Genomic DNA, 21490 nt, shown 5'->3' with positions numbered 1-21490 from the left:
CGCTATTCGCGGATGCGGGCCACGACCTGCTCGTGGTTGGCGGTGTACGCGAGGTAGTCGAACTCGAGCCCGGCGCGTGTGACGAACTCCGTCCACGCCCGGTGCTCGTGTTGTTGCCAACCGGGGTAGTTGAAGTACTCGTCGAACACCAGGACCGAACCCGGTGCCAGGCGGTCACCGATGAGATCGAGCACCGTTCGAGTCGACGAGTACAGATCCGCGTCGAGGTGCGCGAAGGCCACCGGGCCGGGATGTTCGGCGAGGAAGCCCGGGAGGGTGTCCTCGAACAGCCCCGACACCAGTTGCGCGCCGGGGACGGACGGCACGTCCCGCTGCGCGAACTCGCCGGCCGGGAAGCCCGTGCGCCACGCTTCGGGCAGGCCCGTCCAGACATCGAACCCCCACACCTCGTGCCCGGTTGCGCGCAGCGATTCGCTGACGATTCGCAGCGTGGTGCCGCTGGCGACGCCGAATTCGAGGGCCAGACCGTCGACCTTCACCAGTTCCAGCGCATACCGCAGCGTGTCGTGGGGATGCCAGAACACCGGGGCGGCGGGCATGTGGTCGAGCACGAACTGCGCGCTCTCCGCCGTGGCTCGGATGTCGAGAGCGTGCGTGATGTCGCGTCGCGCGCGCTGTTCGAGGACGTCGAGGCGTTCGCTGACCGCGGCCACCTGACCGCGGGTCTGCGCCAGTTCGTCGAGTAGCCGCTTCATCTCGCCGTTGCTCGCGGCGAGTTCGGCGAGCAGTTGGTCGTGTCGGTTCTCCTGCCCGATCCGGGTCTTGCGGTCGGACTCGTGGACCACCTCCGCGATCGCCCGCTGCAGTTTGAGCCGCGACGACTTCTTGAACCGATCGAGCATGCTGGGCGCCCTTCTCGCGTGTGAAAGTCGAGTCCGCACCCCATGCTGCCAGGGTTCCCCGTACTGCGCAGGACCGACACCCGATCCGCGAAAGCCCCGAACTGCGGCGAGACGCCGTCATCCGTGTGGACGTGATTCCGATCGGCCGCAGCCACCCGTGATCAGGGGCGGGTGAACCGCTCCCGGCGCCCGAGGCCGCGCAGCCGCATCCATTCGACGAAACCCTTGGGATCGCGTCGGCTGACGAGGAAGTACCAGCCGAAGCGCGCGTACTCCTGCGGTAGCAGCTTGCGCATGCCCGGTTGGGACATCAGGTAGCCGCGGTTGCGGTACGTGAAGAAGCGCTTGGTCTCGTTGTCCGGGTACTGCGTGTGCATCCGTCCGCCGAGAATCGGCTTGAACTCGTCGGCGCCGTTGGGGTGCACGTACGCGGTCTGCAGGCACGTGCCGAACGGCAGGCCCGAGCGGACCAGGCGGCGGTGCACCTCCACCTCGTCGCCGCGGACGAACAGGCGTAGATCCGGGACGCCGACGGCGTCGATCGCGTCGGCCGAGAACAGCGCGCCGTTGAACAGTGACGCGATGCCGGGCAGCAGGTCGTCGTCTCCCAGTTCGGAGCGCAGCCGCTTCCACTCGACGCCGCGGCGCAGTGGGAATGCCAGCCGGTCGGGCTCGTCGATGTCGCACACGACGGGGGACACCTCGGTGAGGCCGTGTTTCTTCGCGCAGCCGAGCAGCGTCGCGAGCACGTCGGGGCCCTCGGGGCGGCCGTCGTCGTCGGCGAGCCACACCCAGTCGGCGCCCAGCGACAGCGCGTAGAGGATGCCGAGTGCGAAACCGCCCGCGCCGCCGAGATTGTGCTTGGAACCGAGGTACGTGGTGGGGACGTCGGCGCCCTCGACCAGCGCACGGACATCGGCCTCGTCGGCGTTGTCGACGACGACGAGATGATCGAGCGGCCGAGTCTGGTCGGCCAGCACCTTCAGGGACTGCGCGAGCAACTCGCGTCGCTTGTGCGTGACGACGACGCCGATGATGTTCTCGGTCACGAGGCCTTCTCTTCGTCGTCCTGCTCCCGCTTGACGTCGGCGATGACCTGACGAACGTGGTCGGCCGCGTCGTCGCCCTCGTAGGCGCGCACGACGTCCTCGATCTCGCCGTGCATGCGAACCTGGCCGTGATCGATCCACATCGCGCTGTCGCACAGCTGCGCGAGGAACTCGTTGGAGTGGCTCGCGAACACGAGGATGCCGGACCGCTCGACCAGCTTCTGCAGCCGGATACGGGCCTTCTTCATGAACTCGGCATCGACGGCGCCGATGCCCTCGTCCAGCAGCAGGACCTCGGGGTCGATGCTGGTGACGACGCCCATCGCGACGCGCACGCGCATGCCCGTCGAGTACGTGCGCAGCGGCATGTTCAGGTACTCGCCGAGCTCGGTGAAGTCGGCGATCTCATCCATCTTCGCGAGCATCTGCTTGCGGGTCTGACCCAGGAACAGGCCGCGGATGATGATGTTCTCGTAGCCCGAGATCTCCGGGTCCATGCCGACGCCGAGGTCGAAGACCGGCGCGACACGGCCCCGCACGCGGGCGCTGCCGCGGGTGGGCTCGTAGATGCCCGACAGCAGTCGCAGCAGCGTCGACTTACCGGCACCGTTGTGGCCGACCAGCCCAACTCGGTCGCCCTCCCTGAGGGACAGCGTGATGTCCTTCAACGCCTCGACCACGACGACATCCGAGTCGTTGCGGCCGATCGATCCGCCGGCCTTGCCGAGAAACGCCTTCTTCAGCGACCGCGACTTGGCGTCGAAGATGGGGAAGTCCACGCACGCGCCGCGCGTATCGATGCTCACATTGCTCGTCATGTCAGTTGCTCCTCGAACCCTCAGACCCAGTAGGCCACGCGGGCCCGGTACTTGCGCAGCGCGAAGATGGCGACGGTCCAGCCGACGACCGTGAAGGCCAGCACGATGTACCAGTGGTAGGCCTGCTGGTCCCGGCCGATCATCGGCGCGCGGATGATTTCGAGAAAGTGGAACAACGGATTCAGCTCGGCGATCCTCGCGCGCTCGGCGACCTGCCCACCCTGTGCCTTGAGGGCCTCGGTGGACCAGAAGATCGGGGTCAGCACGAACAGCAGCAGCGTCAGGCTGCCGAGGATCGGGGCGATGTCGCGATAGCGGGTGGCGAAGATGCCGAACACGATCGACACCCACAGAGCGTTCAGGATGAGCAGGCCGAAGGCGGGAATCGCGGACAGGTCCGTCCACGTCAGATCCCGCCACACCCCGAACGCGGCCAGCATGATCACGTAGATCAGCAGGTTGTGCGCGAAGAACAGGATCTGCCGCCACACCAGGCGGTAGATGTGCACACTGAGCGCCGACGGCAACTGCTTGATCAGGCCCTCGTTGGCGACGAACACCTCGGAGCCCTCGAGGATCGACGCGCTGATCATGCTCCACACGATCAGGCCGACAGTGACGTACGGCAGGAACTCCTGGATCGACATCCCCAGCAGCGCCGAGTACAGGATGCCCATCGCGGTGGCCTGCACGCCGGTGGCGATCGTGATCCAGAACGGACCGATCACCGACCGGCGGTACCGCTGCTTGATGTCCTGCCAGCCCAGATTCAGCCACAGCTCGCGCTGCGCGAACCCGTCCCGCAGGTCCTGGAACGCGCGACGGAACGTCTGCGAATCGGACACAACGTCGTCGACGCCGGGGTCGGACGCCGGTTCGTGATCCAAGGCTGCTGCTGACACGAGTTCCGAGCCTACCGCTCGCGTCGGAATTGCCCGCGTGACCGTGGCGCGCGCTACAGGTACTGGCCGGTGCCGGGCGGTTGCGCGCCGTCGTCGGGGCCCTGCATCCGATGCTGCGGGCCCATGCTCATGCCGGGCGGCAGGGCGCCCTGGCGCATCTGCTCGAGCTGCGCCCGCGCCGCCATCTGCTGCGCGAACAGGGCCGTCTGGATGCCGTGGAACAGTCCCTCGAGCCAGCCGACGAGCTGCGCCTGCGCGATCCGAAGCTCCGCGTCGGTGGGCACCGTGTCGTCGGTGAAGGGCAGCGTCAGCCGCTCGAGTTCCTCCCGCAGCTCGGGCGCCAGGCCCTGCTCGAGTTCGCGCACCGACGACTTGTGGATATCCCGCAGTCGCGTTCGGCTGGCGTCGTCGAGCGGTGCCGCCCGCACCTCCTCGAGCAGCTGCTTGATCATCGTGCCGATCCGCATGACCTTCGCCGGCTGCTCCACCATGTCGGTGAGAGAGTCGCCGCCGTCCGCGTTCTCGGTGGCCGCCGCCTGGGCGGGCCCGGCCACCGGGACCGGGTGACCGTCGGGGCCGATCACGAGCACTCGTTCGTTCTCCGGTTGCGTCATGGCTCCATCTTGTACGGTTCCGTGGCGTATTGGCGAGGGCGGGTTGGTGGTGTCGAAAGTGTCGTGTGCTAGTACACGTTCCGAAAAGTCGGATCTGAATCACACCGTGTTGACAGTGGGTCCTAGAGTGTCGGGCATGGCTTTCGACGTTGCCCGGGTACGGGGACTGATCCCGTCATTGGGCGACGGATGGGTTCACCTCGATCCGCAAGCCGGCATGCAGATTCCCGACGCGGTGTCCCGCACCGTGTCGACGGCCTTCCGGGCCTCCGCGTCGTCGTCCAGTGGGCGGCACGTGTCTTCGCGGCGCAGTGCGGCGATCGTCGCCGCGGCACGTGAGGCCGTTGCGGACCTGGTCGGCGGCGATCCCGCCGGTGTGGTGCTGGGCGCCGATCGAGCGGTGCTGCTCGCGTGGCTCGCGGAGTCGCTCAGTTCGCGGCTGGGACTCGGCACCGGGCTGGTGCTGTCCCGCCTCGACGAGGAGGCCAACGTCGCCCCCTGGCTCCGGGTCGCCAGCCGCTACGGCGCGCAGGTCCGCTGGGCCGAGGTGGAGATCGAGACGTGTGAGCTGCCGAGTTGGCAGTTCGAGGAACTGGTGCAGCCCACCACCCGCCTGATGGCGCTCACCGCGGCGTCGCCGATCGTCGGATCGGCGCCCGCCGTGCGCGCTGCGGCGGACCGCATCCACGAGGTGGGCGGCCTGCTGGTGGTCGACGCCATCGGTGCTGCGCCGTATGCGCACCTCGACATCAACGATCTGGGCGCCGACGTCGTCGCCGTCAGCGCGCCGTCGTGGGGCGGCCCGCAGGTGGGTGCGCTGGTGTTCCGCGATCCGACGCTGCTCGATCGCATCCCTGCCGTCTCGCTCAACCCGTATGCCCGCGGCGCGGAGCGGATGGAGGTGGGCGGCCACCAGTTCGCGCTGCTGGCCGGCCTGACCACGTCCATCGACTTCCTGGCCGGGCTCGAGGAGACCGCGACCGGCACCCGCCGCCAGCGACTCGAGGCGTCTATCAGTTCGCTGCAGGGCTACCACGATCAACTGTTCGACTACCTGATGCGCTCGCTCGACGCGCTCCCGCAGGTGACGGTCATCGGCCGGTCGCCGATCCGGGTGCCCACGCTGAGCTTCACTGTCGCCGGTGTGCCCGCCGACAAGGTGGCCGCGCACCTCGCCGACAACCGGATCGCGACCGTCAGCGGGCCCCAGAACGGCGGCCGACTGCTCGACGCGCTGGGTGTCAACGACGAGGGCGGCGCGATCACCATCGGCCTCGCGCCCTACACCACCCGCTACGAGATCAACCAGCTCGTCAAGCACCTCGGGGCGCTCGGGTAGTCAGACCTCCCGGACGCTGAGGACCACCTTTCCGACGGTGTCGGGGGAGTCGAGCATCTCGTGCGCCGTCGGGGCCTCGGTGATCGGCAGCTCCGCGTGCACGACGGGTGAGACGATGCCCTCGCCCACCAGCGGCCACAGCTTGTCCCGGACCGCGGCGATCACCGCGGCCTTGCTCGACGGCCCCGTCTCAGGGCGTCCCCGCAGTCCCGTGGCCAGCACGCGGGCGCGCTTGCCGAGCAGCTTGCCGATGTCCAGTTCGCCCTTGCGTCCGCCCTGCATGCCGATGATCGCCAACTGGCCGTCGGGAGCGAGCGCGTCGATGTTGCGGTCCAGGTACGACGCCCCCATGTTGTCGAGGATGACGTCGGCACCGTGCCCGCCGGTGGCCTCGCGCAGCACCTCGACGAAGTCGGCCTCGCGGTAGTTGATCAGGATCTCGGCGCCCAGCTCGGCGCAGCGCTCGAGCTTGTCCGCCGAACCGGCGGTGACTGCGACGCGGGCGCCGAGGGCCTTGCCGACCTGGATCGCGTGAGTGCCGATGCCGCCCCCGCCGCCGTGGATCAACAGCACCTGCCCGGCGTGCAGGCCGCACTCCATGACCACGTTCGACCACACCGTGCACGCCACCTCCGGCAGCGACGCCGCGGCGCGGAGATCCAGGCCCTCCGGCACCGGCAGCAGTTGGGTGGCCGGGACGGCGACCTTCTCGGCGTAGCCGCCGCCGGCGAGCAGCGCCGCGACGCGGTCGCCCACCTTCCAGCCGTGCACGTCGGGGCCGATCTCGGCGATCACCCCCGAACACTCGAGGCCGATGATCTCGCTGGCGCCGGGCGGCGGCGGATAGAAGCCCTGCCGTTGCAGCAGATCGGCACGGTTGACGGCGGTGGCGGCGACGTCGAGGAGGACCTCGCCGCGGCCCGGTGTCGGATCGGGAACCTCGGACCAGGACATCATTTCGGGCCCGCCGGGTTCGGAAACTGTGATCGCGTACATGCCCTCGACGCTAGTCGGATCCACGTCACATCACCGTGCGAGCGTTCCCTGCATCGGCACGGGCGGACGAGGCCCGATTCCGCGCACGCGGACAGTGCCGGCCGCCAAGGCAACTCGCATGCCCGAATGGATTACCGCAGAGGTCGGACCGGTCTCCTCTTTTCGCTCGAAAGATGTTGCCCGCGAAGGGGTTGTGGGTACCACGGGCTCCAATGCCGTTGGCGGATCCCGAGTCGGCATCGGTGTCGGCCGGATTGACGAAGCTCACGAAATTCGTACGAGTGTGCTGCACACTGTCGAACGACAGGTAGCACTACGATGCACTGGTGACAGCAGATGCTCGAGTAACCACGGGTGCCGGGGTGGCGTGGCTCGGTGCCGATGAGATGCGCGCGTGGCGCGGCTTCATAGACGGCAGTCAACGATTGATGGCTGTACTGAACCGAGAGTTGGAGACAGAGCACGACATGTCTCTGGCGGAGTATCGGATCCTGGTGATGCTGTCGGAATCGCCCGACGGATCACTGCGGATGAGCGACCTTGCGGACGGTGTCATGTCGTCGCGCAGTCGGCTCACCCATCAGATCCGTCGGATGGAATCCGAGGGCATGGTGGAGCGCAGTCAGTGCGTCGAGGACGGTCGGGGCGTGCTCGCGGTCATCACCGATGTGGGGCGGCAACGTCTCGCCGAAGCGGCGCCCACGCACGTCTCCGGGGTCCGGAACTACCTGATCGATCTGCTTGACAGGCAGGAGATGCGGGCACTCGCGGAGGTGTTCGACAAGGTCGAGGCAGCCATCGGTGACCGCGCCGTCAGCTGATCGGTTTCACCCGCCGCCGCCCGTGCGGTTAGGATTCGCCACGGAAGCGTGGCAGAGCGGCCGAATGCACTCGCCTTGAAAGCGAGCGTGGCGTTAAACCCACCGGGGGTTCAAATCCCTCCGCTTCCGCCAAGGTCAGGGGCGGTTTTGAGAAACCGCCCCTGACGTCGGAAGATCCAACAATGTTCCGATGTGACACAGCCATGACACGCGATCGTTAGTATCGCGAGCGTGGCGTTGCGAAATGGCGTTGAGAAAGTCGAGCTGCCGAGCGGGGACATCCGGTACCAGGTCCGGGTGCGGGTGGCAGGCCCAGACGGCGCGAGACGTCAGCTGCGCAGAAGATTCGAGACCTCGAAGGCGGCGGGGGAGTTCCTCGACGAGTTGCAGGACACGCTCAAGAAGGAAGCCACTCAGGCTGCGGCCGAGGAGGCGGGGGTCATCACGGTGGCTCAGGCGGTCGAGCGCTGGCTCGCGGCGCAGCGAATCAACCCGACCACGCTTGCGGCCTACACGGCGGCGCTGGCGCCACTTGTCGACCGGTTCCATGGTCGCGACGTACGGACGATCGGCGACAGCGAGGTGGAGCAGCTCGTGCAGGACCTGGCCGCTGGTTCCGGGCCAGGCGGGCGGAAGTGGAAACGAACCTCGATCAACCCGATGCTCGCGCGCACCAAGGCTGTCTGGAAAGACCTGGAGCGGCGTCGGGTGCTGAGCGACAATCCAATCCAGTACATCAAGCCGCTACGCAAGAAGGACGACGCTGACGCCTACGAGGGCGCCCTGGACTTGTCCGACCGACTCGGTGAGGACGAGGTTGCGCGGTTGGTGAAGATGCACTCCAGGGTGGATCTGCCCCTGGTTGGCGGGCCACGGTCGCCTCAGCACATGGCCGTGGTTCACGCGCCGATGGTGCACCTTGCGCTGATCGGGCTGCGGCGCGGTGAGCTGGCGGGGCTGCGTTGGAGCGCAATTGATTTGGATGCCGGCCGCATCATGGTGGCGTTGCAGACCCGAGTGCGCGTGACAGGCTGCACGATCGATCAGAAGAATGGCAAGACCGCCCGCGCGCGGCGATCACTGAAACTGCCAGCCTCGGTGCTGACCGTCCTCCGGGGCGCACAAGAACGACAGCAGATCGCCAGGAAGCGAGCTGGTGAGGCATGGGTCGGGGCCCGAGATCTCCACGTGCTCACGCACTGGGACGGGCGAGCAGTGGCGCCGCGGACTCTGGACGACTGGTGGAAGGAGGCGCTGCGGTACGCGCAGGTGCCCCACCGAAGGCTCCATGCCGCTCGGCATACCGCGGCGTCACGGCTGATCGCCGCAGGGGCGACACCGTCCGCGGTTGCGGCGTGGCTCGGTCACGCAGACGGGGGGACGCTCGTGCTGCGGACCTACGCCCACACCGACGCGTCGGAAGTGGACGCACTGGCTGAACTGCTGGGGTAGGTGGTGGGTTCGTCCGAAAAAGCTCGCGGTCAAGATTCTGTTATTCGAGTTAGTTATTCGGCGGCAGGATCTGCCTGGGGAAAGGCGATGTTTCGAGTTAGTCGGTAGGAAAATAGTGGCTCTGACCTGCCTTTATGTCGCTTGCGCAGAGTCGCAGCGTTATGGCAGCCTGCTGTTGCAGCCTGGTCGGATGGCTGAAGGGAGCCGCCAATGACAACACCGAGCAAGGGCCCGCGCACGATCATCACCTCACGCGTTCCCAACGACGTTTTCCGCATCCTCGAAGATCGACGACATGCCGCCGGCGTGAGCTCTGTGAGCCAGTACATCGCCGATCTTCTCGCGAGCTACGCCGGTCGCGCTGATCTGATTCGTGAGCTCGATGAGAAGGCTCTGCCGAATGGGGCTGTGACTGCGGCCTGAGGTAACAGAGCCTCCCCACAACAGGGACCCCACCCACCACGCGCGTCCTCGACACACACTCAGCAACACAGCTCAGCTCGACAAAGAAAACCCCCGTCACCCGTTGCACCGGGGACGAGGGTTTTCGATTGAGTTCTGAGTGAGAACCAAGGTACGAACTTGCTTCTCGGTGTTGCACTTCCCCGAAGGGACTGTCTTGCCAGACAGGTCTCAGGGTACAACGCACCCTGACATAGGTTCAAGATCTAACGGACGTGGGGGCGAGTCGTCGCCCGATGTCGTGTGGCGATTCCTCGCCCCACTGATGGCCGCGCGGCGCTCCATGCGCCTGTCCGAGCCCAGCGACGACGGTAAGTTCGCCACCTCGTCCGGCCTGAAGAGCCGACTACCCGGTTCGCCGGCAGCCGTGCCGCTCTACAACAAGCACGGCCGCACCGTGCTGCTGGCGCTCGACTTCGACGCGAAGCGCCACGGCGCCGCCCAGGTCGACGCGGATGTCGAGCGGATCCTGGCGTGGCTGCACGAGTGCGGCGGACGCACGGTCACCGACCGATCCACCAGCGGTGGCCGGCACGTGCTCGTACCGCTGCCCACCGACACGCCACTGCGAGTCGAGGACCTCCGAGAACTGCTGGATGCGCTCGAGGAGCGCCTGCCGACCTTCGACAAGTCCCCGATGCTCGGTAACTCGCACGGCTGTATCAGCGTCCCCGGGTCGTTGTGCCGCGAAGGCGGCCACCGACGCCTCGACGGCCCCCTCGCGGCCGCAGTCGAGGCCTTCACCCTGCGATCCGACCACGGTGTTGCCGCCCGCCTGGTCGCTCTGCTCGGCGGCGCCGATGCGCGTCGGTCTCGTCCTCGCACTGCGGTCGCGGTCGTGGAGGCTGCGCTGGCCTGCGAGGAGCGTCTCGTCGGTGTCGGCGACGACCGCCGCCTGCATCCCCGCTACCGCCTGACCAGCGCCATACCGACGCCGGTGGCCACGTTCGCGCGGACCGGCAAGATCACCGACTCCTCCCGCTGGCCGTCGCCCTCCGAGGCCAGGCAATCGGTGATCAGCAGCGTCGTGCTGCGTGGCGCCAGCGCCGCCGACATCGAGGCTGCGCTCGGGACCGCCGACTACGCCGGCCTGCGCAAGGCCTACGCCCGGTACGTGGCCCCGCGTCTAATTGCTAAATCCCTGCGGGGGGACGTTGCTAAGGCTCTGACCTGGGCCGCGAGCGTAGCCCCCCAATTCCGTGATCTCACGCACGAGAACAAGCACACAGGGGGGTGCAGGGGGACCGATTCTTCGCGCAGCGATCCGATCCGACGCCGCTGGCTCGCCGCCGCACAAACCTGGATCGATCAGGAGTTCCCCGGATCCCGCCAGCGACCGATCCTGCTTGCCGTCGTGCAGGCTCTCGCCTACACCTCTGCTCTGGCCGGCGAGCTCGTCGAGGGTGTGCCGGTGGTAGCCATCGGCGGCCGGAGCCTGTCGCACGCGGCCGGGCTCATGTCGGAGTCCACGGTGTGGGCGGCGCTGCGACTGCTCCGAGACACTCCGGGGTCACCGGTGCTGCGTGTCGCCCGCGGTGCAGGTCAGCTCCCCGACCGGTACGCCCTGACCACGCCTGCAACTGCAGCGCCCGACAGTGCCGCGATCGGGCGGGCCCGCGTCGAGCCTGTTCACCAGGCCTGGAGCGTGCTGGGGTTGCGCGGCCGGACCATCTACCACCTCATCCACAGCGGTCAGGTGAGCACCGTGGACGCGGCGTTCGCGGCCGCCAGGGTCAGCCGGTCGACCGGCTACGCGATCCTGACGGATCTGCTGGTTGCCGGACTGATTACCCGGCAGAAGGGCACTGTGGGTCCCGGAGCACGATCACTGGACGATGTGGCTGACGCTGCAGGACTCGACATGGTCGCGACCGAACGTACTCTGAGGCACCGTGCCGAGCGTTTGCTCTGGCATGCGTGGCTCGCGAACCGGTTCGGACCGCCGCCGCCTGATCGCAGCGATGCACATCAGCGCGACTTCACGCTGGCTGTCCCGGCTGCGCTTGGCCTCGACACACGCGACAACGAACTGATATGGGCAGCAACGATAGCCGCCGGCCCGCCACCGGCGGACCCGCACCTCGAAGCGCTCGATCTGCTCAGCGACACGCTCGGCGCGGCGATCATCGCGGGGACGAGCTGAGCGCCGCTGCTACAAGGTGCGCGAAGAATCGCGCTGGACACCGGTCCACGCACCGCCAGATAGGTAGGGCGACAGGGCTAGAGTGCTGCGATGATCAACATCTTGAATCGCGAACTCGCGCTAGGGGTGTCGAAAGAAGTCGAAACTGCGTTCGTCGACGAGAAGGAGAGCACGCATGGACGGCGCGCCTGAAGAGGTTGCCAGCGAAGACGAAAGCGTCGACATGCGGCCTGATGAAGAGGGGCAGAACAGCTCGGATGCTCTGGAAGTCGCACCATCGATGACCCTCGTCGAGGTGACACCCGGTGTCGCAGTGGTGTTCGGTGAAGTCCCCGAAGGCCTCGAACTCATCAGCCTCGATCTGGTGCCATCATTCGACCGGACACAGCTCTCGACTGCTCTGGGTTCGCTCGGCAACGTGGGCACGATAGTGGGAAACGTTGCGGAGGCTGTATCAAGCGCGCAGGGCCTCTACCGGGTCAACGATGCGACGCTGTCCCTGCTGAAGAGCGGCGGGCAGATGGCCGGAAAAGACGGCGCACTGCTCGGAGCGATCTTCAAGGACGGCAAGCTGGTCGCGCAGGCACGCTTCATTCCGGCTTCGATGACGGCCGCCGCGGCCGCCGCAGCAATCGGTCCGGCCGTAGCCATGATCGCGCTCCAGATGCAGCTCGGTGAAATTTCGGGTCTCGTCCGCACCAACATCGCAATCACCACACAGGTACTCAAGACCATCCGGAACGAGCAGTGGGCCGAACTCGAAGGGCTCACGGAGGCCGTCGATGAGGCGATCAAGGAGGCTCGCGAACTCGACACCATCACGGACTCTGTCTGGGAGCCCATCGCTTCTAGCGGCCCCATGATTCACAAAGAGTTGAAGCTCTATCGGAAGAACGTGGTCGGACACGTTCAGGAGATAGGGAAACTGGACGGACGCGCGCGCCGCCAGTACCTCGAGTCCAACGCCGAAGCGATCGTCTTCGACACGTATGCGCTGCTCAGTTCGCTGAAGACACGCGCCGAGTACCAGGCGATTCGTGCTTCGCTCGCCCGAACCCGAAGCGTTAGCGACGAGAGCGAAGCGCAGCTCTTCGACCAGATCGCACGGAACCTACCCGCCGAGATCGAAGAGTCCCTCCACGAGATCAGGCTGCTCACGAAATCACTCGTGCGTGAGTTGCGGATCATCGCCGAGCTCCCCAGCCGAGCTACGGTTCCGCTCACGAAGAAGCGCAAAGATGCGAAGGCAACCCGACTGACGTGCAAGCAGCTCCTCGAAGCCATCGAACCGCTGGCCAACACGCTCCATCCGGCAGTCGAGATGCCTGCTGTACCAGAAACTCTGTGCGCGCCCGACGGCCTTGATCTTGAGCCGTACCTTCATGTCCTTCGGTGGTTCCTTGAGGACGGCGAGACGCTTCGCAGCGTCGCGTTCCCCTACGAGACTGGAGCTCACAACCTCACTGGAGTCATACCAGCGCTCCTCGCCAAACGAGTTGACGCCACCTGGGACGCACTCCGTCCAAGCAAGGCCGGCGCAGTGGTCGAGAAGCTCACTTCGAGCACCTTCGTGGCCGTAACTGACCGCCGGATCGTCACCGCCACTCCGAGAACCCTTCTGCGGCACGGCGAACTCGGCTCGATCTATCCGCTGGACGAGGTCAGGTTTGTGCGCCCACGCCCGAAACACGATGCGGCCGTGCGCCCAACCATCGGCATAACCACGGACCGCCGCGACGTCCAGTGGATGTTCCCGGCCGACGCCGACCACGAGAACATCGACAACCTGGCTGCGGTGATCTCAGACGGCGCATCAGTCACAAGCCAGGCTCCCGCGGAGATCGATCACTCCGTCGCACCAGGCGCCATCGTCGGTTCCTAAACTCGACGACACCTGCGCGATCCGGGTGCTGTCGGGACGGAGGGTGCGGTGATGCGGGTGATTTCCTCGCCGTCGACGGTGACGCGGTCGATCTGCAGGTGCACGTTGGTCACGGCACCCCGTCCTCGAAGTAGTCGCGGGTCAGCGGCGAGTCGAGTACTGCCGGGTCGTCGGTGGTGAGGGTGCACCCGACGCTAACGAGGTGATCGAGGAGCGTGGTCACGCGGCCATTGGTGATCGCCCACGCAGTGCCAGTCCAGGCTCGGCCGGTGGCCGGGATGAGTTCCTTCATCTCCGCGAGTAGTTGCGGCGAGTAGGACCAGGTCACCCGCCAGTGGAACAGCTCGACCTGGTCGCGGCGCTGCGCAGACCAGGCCCGATCACTGTCTGCGAACCTGGCTGCAGAACCGACGTAGACCCGGGTGCTGCCGTCGGGCATCGGCGAGATTCGGTTCGGCGGAGGCCCGGTCGGCTCCTCGACCACCGGCTCCAGCGGCCGGGGCGTCTCCGGCTCTAGCAGTGGCGCCGGCTCAGTTCGAGCCGGTACGGAGGGCATACTCGCGTCAGGGTCGCCGCCAAGTGCCGCGACGAGGGCTTCGAGCGCGACGCGGCCGAGCGCGGCGGGCTGGTGGTTACCGTCGCGGTCGGCGAGGCGAAGGAGGACAGCTGCGCCGACCCGGTGACAGGCGTTGTCGGTCCCTCCGAGTTCGATGCGGGACAGCTCGGAGAGCAGGCCGACGAGCCGAGTCAGCTCCTCATCGACTGAGGGGGAGGCAGGGTGACTGTTCATTACTTCATCCTTCCTGGTAGTTAGACAGCGATCGTTTTGGTGGCGAGCTGGGCGGTGGCGTGGGACTGCGATGCGGCGGGTGAGCCGCACCTTGAGCAAGTGCTGGCGACTGTTCATGTTCATCGCGTGGGTATCGGCTCGAGGTCGGCATCCAGGAGGTGGCGGCGGAACTCGTTCGCCGGGAACCTCGATGTGCGCCACGGAGCAAGGTAGCGCTGAATAGACCTGAGCAGGTCGGGAAACCCGTCAAAGTGGCCGTCCTGCCGGGCGATCTACTCATGTCGACCGATACCGTTCGACTTTGCAGCACAGATTGGCGGGCCTACCTTAGCGACTCCGGCGAATCAGACCAGTTCGGCGCCCTGGCCGTCTACTCAAGCTGGTCAAGTGGCCAGTTGGCCGGTCAATCTACCCGGCACTCGACGACATACGCGCTGAGGTGGCCTTTTGCCGGAGACGCTGCGGGAACTGAAATTCTCATCGGTAACCGCGCAGCAATCAGGAGTGAAGAGGGGGCGGAGCTGAAAACGGGGTCCTGGCGTGATTTCGGGGATGGCCGCTGGCCGGCCTCCGACCACATGCACGGAGCACGCTGTTGCCCATGATCATCGTTGCCGACCTGACCGGCGTCGTCTACACCTCAGGCAAGGTGTTCGACGGTCTCGCTGTCGGCCGCCTCGACACTGAGAACTTCCTGCGCTCAGGAAGCCTGGCCGGTATCTGCTCCCGCGCCGACCTCGCGCTGCTCAAGGACCTCCGGGACGTCGCTCAGTTCGTCATCGACCACCACGATCAGCCGGTCGATGCTCCCTACGTCCGCGCGATCAACGCGCAGATCACCCGCAGCGGCGCACTGCACCCGGGACAGCTGCGCACCGACGACCAGCAGATCGGCGTCGGAACCCGCTACGGCCGGCACATGCCTCCCGCGCTGACCGACGATGGTCTCCAGCAGCTGATCGACTCACTGGCCTGCGATGACGTCGTCGAGTACGCACTGGATCTGTTCGTGGAGCTCGCCGAGGCTCAGCCGTTCGAGGATGGGAACAAGCGCACCGCGTTGTTCGTCGCGAACAGCCCGCTCATCGGCCACGGCCAGATGCTGGTCGTTCCCGTCGACGAGAACGATCCGCGGCTCGCTGACACCGTCAACGATCTGCTCGCCCGGGCGTACATCAACGACGAGCATGACGCGGTGAAGGCTCTGATGCGCAAACACGGTCTCACCGCGCTCCCGCGCTGAACTTGGAGACTGCAGGTCACAGCTGGCAGATCCGCTACGACGCCTCGCCGTCCGCCGAGGTCGACGCTGATCGTCTCACTGCCGACGCTTTGATCAACAACCACGTAAAATCGAGAATGCGATCGACCGAACCGCACAGAGAAGGGCGCCAGCATGACTCTCGCGCACGAGGTGCTGAAGCAGACACCTGCCTGCAGCGTTGAAGAGGCGATCCAGTTCGCCACCGCGGGTGTTCGTCTCGCGGGTGGCACCGTCACCGAAGCAAACAAGGCTGCCGCGCGACGCGTGTTGAACGGCACCAGCACGGCAGAGGAAGAGCTGGCGGCACTCCGTCGGAAGCTTCTGAGCTGACTCGATGCTCGCGCAGCAACACTAACAGCCAGCGCGACCAAGGTTTCGAGTTCGGCGACTGAACGATCCGAGCCCCGGAGCCCGCCGCCGATGCGGCTTCACCCTTGCCTGGCCGCTGAACGACTAGGCATCCTGGCGAGGGACTGATGAGAAAGGACCACCGCCGTGCCATCACTCAACATCACGTTCACCGACGAAGAGCAAAGGGAACTGCGGGAGGCTGCCGAACGCGAAAACGTGTCGCTGAAAACGTTCGTGCACGATGCCGTCATCGCCGCTGCGAGCTCAAGGAAGCGGCAGGTCGCGGAGGTAGCGAAGAGGGTCGCCACGGTGTCCGCCGAACTGAACCGCAGGCTTGCGTGACAGACCCGTCTGCCGGGCCTGCGCTGTCCGAACACGACGCCACGCTGCTGGCCGAGGCCGGTTTCGTCACCGACCCCGCGGCCGCCACGGCGGCTCGCGTGGACCGGGACATCCGCATGCAGGACCTGGTGCACAGCTCCCTGTCGGTCGACGACGCGGCGCAGCGCCTCGGTGTCACCACCACTTGCATCCGCCAGCGCCTGACCGACGGCACCCTGTGGGCGTTTACGTCGGGCCAGGGCCGACTGCTGCCGCCTGCCCAGTTCATCGCCGTCGGCGCGGTCCCTCATCTGGAGAAGGTCCTGCCGCTGCTGAACGACGATCTGCACCCGCTGACGGTGCAGGCGCTGCTCACGCAGCCGCAGCCGTCCCTGGTGGCCGGCCGGCCGGTGTCGATCGTGGCGTGGCTGACCGGCTGCGCGGGCACCGACGCCGAGATCGAGCAGGCGGCCGACGTGATCGTTGCCGCCACCTGGGAGTCGACGTAGATGGGGGCTGTGACTCTGCGGCCTCCGGCAGACGCGGGTCCTGTGTTTTTCCAGGTAGGGTCGGCCCGTGAAGACGATGACGTATTCGCAGTCGCGGGCGAGATATGCCGAGACCTTGAACGCCGTCACCGCCGACCGTGAGGAAGTGGTGATCACCCGGGCTGGCCATGCGCCGGTGGTGATGGTGGCTCTCGACGACTACGAGTCGTTGAAGGAGACGGCGTACCTGATCAGGAGCCCGGAGAACGCCCGTCGGCTGCTGGCCTCGATCGATAGGCTCGAGCGCGGCACCACCCACGACCTGATCGAATGACTGTCGCACGCAAGGTGACGAAGCAGGCGCCTGTCCGCAGCGTTGAAGAGGCGATCCAGTTCGCCACCGCGGGCGTTCGTCTCGCCGGTGGCGCCGTCACCGAAGCAACCAAGGCTGCCTCGCGACGCGTGGCGAACGGCACCAGCACTTTGGAAAAAGAGTTGGCAGCGTTCCGTCGGGGGCTACTGAGCTAGTGTCCTGAGTCGTTAATTCGGCCGCAGTAGTTCGCGATGGATTCGAGGATCTGTTCAGCGGTCTTCACCCATACGTAAGGTTGCGGGGTTTCGTTCCAGGCGTCGATTCAGGCGCGGATGTCGGCATTGAGTTCACGTACGGATCGGTGAGCGGAGCGGCGAAGCTTCTTGTTCGTCAGCTCCGCGAACCACCGTTCCACCAGATTCATCCAGGACGAACTCGTGGGCGTGAAGTGGATAACGAATCTGGGATGCACTGCGAGCCAGCGCTTCACGGCCGGGGTTTTGTGGGTCGAGGCGTTGTCCATCACCAGATGCACGTCGAGATCTGCGGGCACTTCGGTATCGATCTTGCGCAGGAACGCCAGGAACTCGGTGGCACGGTGCCGGGTGCCCGTTCGGCATCGGGCAACTTTGGAGGATCGTCGCAGTCCAAAGTTATCGATCCCAACTCTGCAACGGCCATTCCTGCACGCTACCCAGCGCGTTCGGGCGATGCCGCACTGTTGAGCTCGACTCCCCGATCTGTGTTACGCGGTCGAGGCAGGGTTAAGCGCTGCTCGAAGTCATCGCGCATGATTCACCAGAGACGCTTGGCGACTTGCTGTTTGAGGTACCGCATCGCCTCTCGCAAGGTCTTGTCCTCGGCCATCTTCCGCTGGTGATTCAGCGCTGTTGTCAGATGCTCCGGAGGATCGACCTGGTGGCGTAGTACGCGTCGTCGTCCTCGACAGGTGTGGGGTGGTGACGCGGCGCGGCAGGGGCGTTCGTGCCTGTTCCGGCGACGATCTGTGCGACCCGGGGGTCGGCGACCAGTTCGTCACGCAGGGCCTGCGCGGCTCTCTCGGCCTTGGCGCACGCTGCGCGGTGGGTGTCGGTGACGATCGCCGCGAGCGCGGCGGCGCCGCCGGCGAGGGCGGTGTCGGTGATGGTCAGCGCGGTGATACGGCCGGCGGCGTCGACTTCAGCGGTGACGTGCCCGCCCGCGGATTGGGCCCGTCCGCGCACGAGTGTCACCGCTTCGTGGACTCGGCGTGCTTTCGCGGCGAGGTCGTCGAGCGGTGCACTGCTTGTCATGGTGTCGCTCCCGGAGTGGTCGGTCGGGTGTGCTGGGCGGGCGGCAATCGGGGGTTGACGCGTTACGGCGTCGGGTCGGTCCGGTGGGCGGGGAGTCGGCAGCCAGTGGTGGCGCTGATGACCGCGGCGACGTTTGTACCGAAGGTGATCCGGTTGCCGTCGTCGCTGGTGAGCACCACGTCGTGATCGCCCGGCTCGTCGACGTGGACGTTCAGCTGGGTGATGCCGAGGGGCGCGGCGATGTCTCGGGCAGCCTGGAGAATTCGGGGCCAGGCGGCGTCGGGGATCGGGGTAGGAGAGACGTAGTTCTGTAGGTCGATCTGGAGCCCGTCGGTCTTGCCGAAGGCGCCGCCGCAGCTGAACTGGGTCCGCTTGCGTCGCCATTCCCACTGCAGTTCTGGTGCGATGGCTGTTGCGGCGTCGGCGATCTGCATCACCGCATCGGTGATCTGCTTCTCGGTGTCCTCGAGGGTGGGCAGGGTGGGCAGCAGGGCGGCCGCGGCAGCGATTTCTTCGTCGGTGTGGTTGTAGGGGTTGCCCATGGTTTCGAGGTCTCCGCATCCGGTGGTCAGGATTGTCACGGTCGTTGCGATCGCCGCCAGTAGCGGTAGTGTGCGTCGGTTCATCAGCGCACCACCAGTTCGGGTTGGCCGGCCACGATCACTGCCATGTTGTATCCCGACATTCGAAGCTCCCCGTTGTCGCCGAGTTGTGAGTATTGACTGTGTGAGTGGACGCCGTCTCGCGTGACGCCGTCGGGGCTGGTGCCTGCGTTGGTGGAGAGCTGTTCGAAGTCGGCGGTGCTGGGGTCAGGGCCGAACCGGTGCGTCTTGCCGATCTCGGTGACGATCCGGTCCTCGTCGGCCTCCATCACGTAGCCGTGTCCTTCGGCGAGGCCGAGGTCGGATTCGTCGTCGGCGTTGATGCCGGGTGATCCGTAGAACACGGCGTCGTCGACGGGTTGGCCGGGGCCGGGGTCTTGGAGGGCCAGACCGGTGGTGAGGGATCCGTAGGAGTGGCCGAGGGCAGTGATGTGCGGGTCCGGTTGCGTGGACGCGACATCGAGGCCGTCGTAGAAGCCGGCGAGTTTCGCGGCACCGGCGTTCGCGCGGTCGGTCTGGGCCACGTCCAGTCCGCCGCGCCCGAGGTCGAGGGCTCCCGGTCCGGTGGTCTGCGGTGGTTCGTATCCCAACCATGCGATGCTCGCCACGGTCTCGTCGGCGGGTCCGGTGCGATCCAGCTGTTTCTCCGCCTCGGTCTGCAGGTATGTCGCTTCATTGACCATGCCGTTGAAGGATTCGTCGATGTTGGTGTTCAGTCCGGGGGTGGTGACGGAGATGTGGTCTGCGGTGTCGGGGTCTCCGACGGCGAAGGCCGCCATGCCGCGTTCGCCGGACTGCAGGTCGAGCAGCATCAGCTGGCCGTCGGGGTTTTCCGCCACGATGCCTTCGATCTCCTCGAGGTCGCGCAGTTTCTGCTCGGTGTACCAGAGCGCGGCGTCGTCGTTGGTGAACGTGCCGCCGAAGAGGTTGTCGTCGAGGTTCGCCTGCAGGCGGTCGCGTTCGGCTTCGAGGCGGGCGCGTTCGTCGTCGAACCGGCCCACGTTCGCCTCGTGTCGCACGGCGGAGGGGATGCCGTCGCGGTTGCCGACCCATTCCGGGTGCTCGTCGATGATCCGGCGTTGCTGTTCTTCGGTGAGCGAGTCCCAGTACTTCTTGTTGTCGGCGGCGGAGGCGTCGGGTGCCGGCTCGGGGAGCGCGCCGGCGCCGAGACTCCCTGCTCGGGTCTCGCCGGCGTCGCCGAGCTGGGCGGTCGCGGCGTCCAGGGCGGCGCCGGCGCGGGCGTCGAGTTCGCCGACCGTCGCGAGAGCAGGCATCAGCCGGGCCTCGAGCACGGCCGCCCGTTCGCCCAGTTGTGCCTGAATCAGTAGGTCGGCGACGGGGTTACCGCTGACGAACGGTGGGGCGCTGACCCGTCCGTCGTCGGCGACCGCGAATCCGGAGGCCATCGCCTCGTCGGCGATCGAGAGGGCGGTGAGCCGGGCGGGACCGATCGAGGCCGCGGCGTTCGTCAATGCGTCGGCCTGGGCGGTGACCGCTGTCGTGATGCGGCGTCCGGCTTCCTGTTCCGAGGCGGATCGCGACGAGGCGGCCGCGGCGGCGGTGCCGTGCCAACTCGACATGGCGGTGTCGACATGTGATCCGGCCGCCTGCATCGCGTCGCCGAAGGTGCGGTTCGCTGCGGCGACGGCGGTGCCGGCCGCGGCGAGGAGATCCGGTTGCCAGGTGCGGAGCTGTGCGAGCGTGACCATCTAATTGTCCCCACCGGTGGCGGCGAGGTCCCGCCGGAAGGTGTCGTCGGTTTCGTCATAGCCGCGGGCGTTCGCCTCCGCGTTCGCGGACATGTCACGCAGCCGCTCGGCGGTGTTGCGGTAGGACCGCAGCAGGGGGTGCCCGGCGCGGGCCGCGGCCGCTCCGACCGACGATCCCGGCATTGCGGCGGTGGCGGCGTCGATCGGACGGGACGGGTCGATACCCGAGATCCGATCACCCTCGCCCGTCAACGATGCAGCGAGCGAACGCAACGCCTCAGTGTCGACACCCAGCTGATCCCCCAACGCACCCCTCCAAGTCCTTCTGCGCCGCGCGCGGTACCGAGCACGGCTGCTCCGGGCTCACAGCGGAGCCCTGTGTGGTTCGACGCAGCCCGGCTGCAAACGGTTCCACCCCGATTGCTGCGGATTGGTGATGCGCGGTCGGCTTTGGACGATCTGGTCGGGCGGGAGATCCGCAAGATTTCGCGGATGAGCCGATCCCGGCCACAACGAGGCCGACACGGTTCGCGTCCTCACAAGCCCGGACCAGCGACACACTGACAACGTCCGGGTCGACCGGCAGTTGAGCAGCGTCGCGGAGGACTCTCGTGGCGTCCGTGCACTGCGCATAGTCACGGGTCTCATGACGATCGAACATGAGTCCGCCGCCGATCAGGACGGTCGCCACGGTCGCTAGTCCCGTGAGCACTCGGCGCACCTTCGAAGTCACCGGAGGATTCTCACACGAGGCCAGGATGCCGCCTGGCGGGCAGCTTCGCCGCGGGGGCAACGCGGCGACCGCATCACGGCGCGCCACCACCGAACACAGAACCCGCACTCTGCTTCAGGCAGAGTGCGGGTTCTCTCTTTCTGTACTTCCGCCGTGCATCCGTCATCGCGCAGCAGGTGCCACCGCGGCGCAGTATCGCCGCACATCCGCCACTGAACGGCTGTACTGCGGCTGCTCAGCGGCGGAGGAGTGGCGGAGACGTGGCGGCGGATACGCCGTTGAGCGG

General features: G+C 66.7%; 23 protein-coding genes, 1 tRNA gene and 1 pseudogene. 13 read left to right on the top strand and 12 right to left on the bottom strand.

The annotated features are described in order from the left end of the window. Positions 1 to 2: 2 nt before the first annotated feature. The 5 genes from C8K36_RS20075 to C8K36_RS20055 form a co-directional block, all read right to left on the bottom strand. Positions 3 to 863, bottom strand: coding sequence for a class I SAM-dependent methyltransferase (locus C8K36_RS20075; protein WP_107986273.1), 861 nt, complete (start codon positions 861 to 863; stop codon positions 3 to 5). A 161-nt stretch (positions 864 to 1024) separates the two neighbouring features. Further along, positions 1025 to 1912, bottom strand: a complete 888-nt coding sequence (locus C8K36_RS20070) for a glycosyltransferase (RefSeq protein ID WP_107986272.1) — start codon at positions 1910 to 1912, stop codon at positions 1025 to 1027. Further along, positions 1909 to 2730 carry an ABC transporter ATP-binding protein gene (locus C8K36_RS20065; RefSeq protein WP_107986271.1) on the bottom strand — a complete coding sequence of 274 codons (822 nt, stop codon included), beginning with the start codon at positions 2728 to 2730 and terminating at the stop codon, positions 1909 to 1911. Before C8K36_RS20065 ends, C8K36_RS20070 begins: the two co-directional genes overlap by 4 nt. A gap of 20 nt (positions 2731 to 2750) precedes the next feature. Further along, entirely contained in the window at positions 2751 to 3632 is an 882-nt protein-coding gene (locus C8K36_RS20060) for an ABC transporter permease (protein ID WP_107986270.1), read from the bottom strand. A gap of 53 nt (positions 3633 to 3685) precedes the next feature. Next, positions 3686 to 4246, bottom strand: coding sequence for a bacterial proteasome activator family protein (locus C8K36_RS20055; protein ID WP_107986269.1), 561 nt, complete (start codon positions 4244 to 4246; stop codon positions 3686 to 3688). Between the two features lie 136 nt (positions 4247 to 4382). Between C8K36_RS20055 and C8K36_RS20050 the strand changes: the two genes are divergently transcribed. Next, positions 4383 to 5585 (top strand): cysteine desulfurase-like protein, encoded by a 1203-nt coding sequence (locus tag C8K36_RS20050; RefSeq protein WP_107986313.1) that lies wholly within the window; start codon positions 4383 to 4385, stop codon positions 5583 to 5585. Here C8K36_RS20050 and C8K36_RS20045 read toward each other — a convergent pair whose 3' ends face one another. Next, a complete protein-coding gene (locus C8K36_RS20045) occupies positions 5586 to 6581 on the bottom strand; it encodes an NAD(P)H-quinone oxidoreductase (protein ID WP_107986268.1) in 996 nt (331 codons plus the stop codon). A gap of 386 nt (positions 6582 to 6967) precedes the next feature. Between C8K36_RS20045 and C8K36_RS20040 the strand changes: the two genes are divergently transcribed. The 6 genes from C8K36_RS20040 (at position 6968) to C8K36_RS20015 (ending at position 13341) form a co-directional block, all read left to right on the top strand. After that, complete coding sequence (locus C8K36_RS20040) at positions 6968 to 7402, top strand: MarR family transcriptional regulator (protein WP_107986312.1); 435 nt, start codon at positions 6968 to 6970, stop codon at positions 7400 to 7402. Positions 7403 to 7444: 42 nt separating this feature from the next. Next, positions 7445 to 7534, top strand: a tRNA-Ser gene (locus tag C8K36_RS20035). Between the two features lie 99 nt (positions 7535 to 7633). Beyond that, entirely contained in the window at positions 7634 to 8854 is a 1221-nt protein-coding gene (locus C8K36_RS20030; protein WP_107986267.1) for a site-specific integrase, read from the top strand. Positions 8855 to 9064: 210 nt separating this feature from the next. Then, positions 9065 to 9277, top strand: a complete 213-nt coding sequence (locus tag C8K36_RS20025; RefSeq protein WP_107986266.1) for a toxin-antitoxin system — start codon at positions 9065 to 9067, stop codon at positions 9275 to 9277. A 280-nt stretch (positions 9278 to 9557) separates the two neighbouring features. Then, a complete protein-coding gene (locus tag C8K36_RS20020; protein ID WP_146176511.1) occupies positions 9558 to 11459 on the top strand; it encodes a hypothetical protein in 1902 nt (633 codons plus the stop codon). 175 nt (positions 11460 to 11634) lie between these two features. Beyond that, positions 11635 to 13341, top strand: coding sequence for a hypothetical protein (locus C8K36_RS20015; RefSeq protein ID WP_107986264.1), 1707 nt, complete (start codon positions 11635 to 11637; stop codon positions 13339 to 13341). Positions 13342 to 13450: 109 nt separating this feature from the next. Here the strand turns inward: C8K36_RS20015 and C8K36_RS24600 are convergent, their stop codons facing one another. Continuing rightward, on the bottom strand, positions 13451 to 14131 hold the full coding sequence (locus C8K36_RS24600) for a hypothetical protein (protein ID WP_146176510.1): 681 nt from the start codon (positions 14129 to 14131) through the stop codon (positions 13451 to 13453). A gap of 601 nt (positions 14132 to 14732) precedes the next feature. Between C8K36_RS24600 and C8K36_RS20005 the strand changes: the two genes are divergently transcribed. The 6 genes from C8K36_RS20005 (at position 14733) to C8K36_RS19980 (ending at position 17083) form a co-directional block, all read left to right on the top strand. Further along, complete coding sequence (locus C8K36_RS20005; protein ID WP_107986262.1) at positions 14733 to 15374, top strand: Fic family protein; 642 nt, start codon at positions 14733 to 14735, stop codon at positions 15372 to 15374. A gap of 153 nt (positions 15375 to 15527) precedes the next feature. Next, positions 15528 to 15725, top strand: coding sequence for an antitoxin VbhA family protein (locus C8K36_RS20000; RefSeq protein WP_107986261.1), 198 nt, complete (start codon positions 15528 to 15530; stop codon positions 15723 to 15725). Between the two features lie 165 nt (positions 15726 to 15890). Next, positions 15891 to 16088 carry a hypothetical protein gene (locus tag C8K36_RS19995; protein WP_107986260.1) on the top strand — a complete coding sequence of 66 codons (198 nt, stop codon included), beginning with the start codon at positions 15891 to 15893 and terminating at the stop codon, positions 16086 to 16088. Next, positions 16085 to 16576 (top strand): hypothetical protein, encoded by a 492-nt coding sequence (locus tag C8K36_RS19990; protein WP_107986259.1) that lies wholly within the window; start codon positions 16085 to 16087, stop codon positions 16574 to 16576. The genes C8K36_RS19995 and C8K36_RS19990 overlap by 4 nt, the downstream gene beginning before the upstream one ends. Before the next feature lie 67 nt (positions 16577 to 16643). Beyond that, the gene (locus C8K36_RS19985) at positions 16644 to 16889 is read left to right on the top strand and encodes a type II toxin-antitoxin system Phd/YefM family antitoxin (protein WP_107986258.1); all 246 of its coding nucleotides are present in this window, start codon (positions 16644 to 16646) and stop codon (positions 16887 to 16889) included. Next, positions 16886 to 17083, top strand: a complete 198-nt coding sequence (locus C8K36_RS19980; protein ID WP_146176509.1) for a hypothetical protein — start codon at positions 16886 to 16888, stop codon at positions 17081 to 17083. Before C8K36_RS19985 ends, C8K36_RS19980 begins: the two co-directional genes overlap by 4 nt. Here the strand turns inward: C8K36_RS19980 and C8K36_RS19975 are convergent. The 5 genes and pseudogenes from C8K36_RS19975 to C8K36_RS19955 all read right to left on the bottom strand — a co-directional run bounded on the left by C8K36_RS19975 (position 17080) and on the right by C8K36_RS19955 (position 20777). Continuing rightward, a pseudogene (locus C8K36_RS19975) lies at positions 17080 to 17580 on the bottom strand (IS630 family transposase). The gene C8K36_RS19980 and the pseudogene C8K36_RS19975 sit on opposite strands and share 4 nt — an antisense overlap. 181 nt (positions 17581 to 17761) lie before the next feature. After that, the gene (locus C8K36_RS19970; RefSeq protein WP_107986256.1) at positions 17762 to 18160 is read right to left on the bottom strand and encodes a YbaB/EbfC family nucleoid-associated protein; all 399 of its coding nucleotides are present in this window, start codon (positions 18158 to 18160) and stop codon (positions 17762 to 17764) included. 62 nt (positions 18161 to 18222) lie between these two features. Then, on the bottom strand, positions 18223 to 18786 hold the full coding sequence (locus tag C8K36_RS19965; protein ID WP_107986255.1) for an LppA family lipoprotein: 564 nt from the start codon (positions 18784 to 18786) through the stop codon (positions 18223 to 18225). Beyond that, complete coding sequence (locus C8K36_RS19960; RefSeq protein WP_258195507.1) at positions 18786 to 20471, bottom strand: alpha/beta hydrolase family protein; 1686 nt, start codon at positions 20469 to 20471, stop codon at positions 18786 to 18788. The genes C8K36_RS19965 and C8K36_RS19960 overlap by 1 nt, the downstream gene beginning before the upstream one ends. Next, positions 20472 to 20777, bottom strand: coding sequence for a type VII secretion target (locus C8K36_RS19955; protein ID WP_107986254.1), 306 nt, complete (start codon positions 20775 to 20777; stop codon positions 20472 to 20474). It abuts the gene before it with no gap. Positions 20778 to 21490: the final 713 nt, after the last annotated feature.

The organism is Rhodococcus sp. OK519 (genome assembly GCF_003051005.1).
GTDB lineage: Bacteria > Actinomycetota > Actinomycetes > Mycobacteriales > Mycobacteriaceae > Prescottella.
This window is presented reverse-complemented; position numbering and strand designations above follow the sequence as displayed.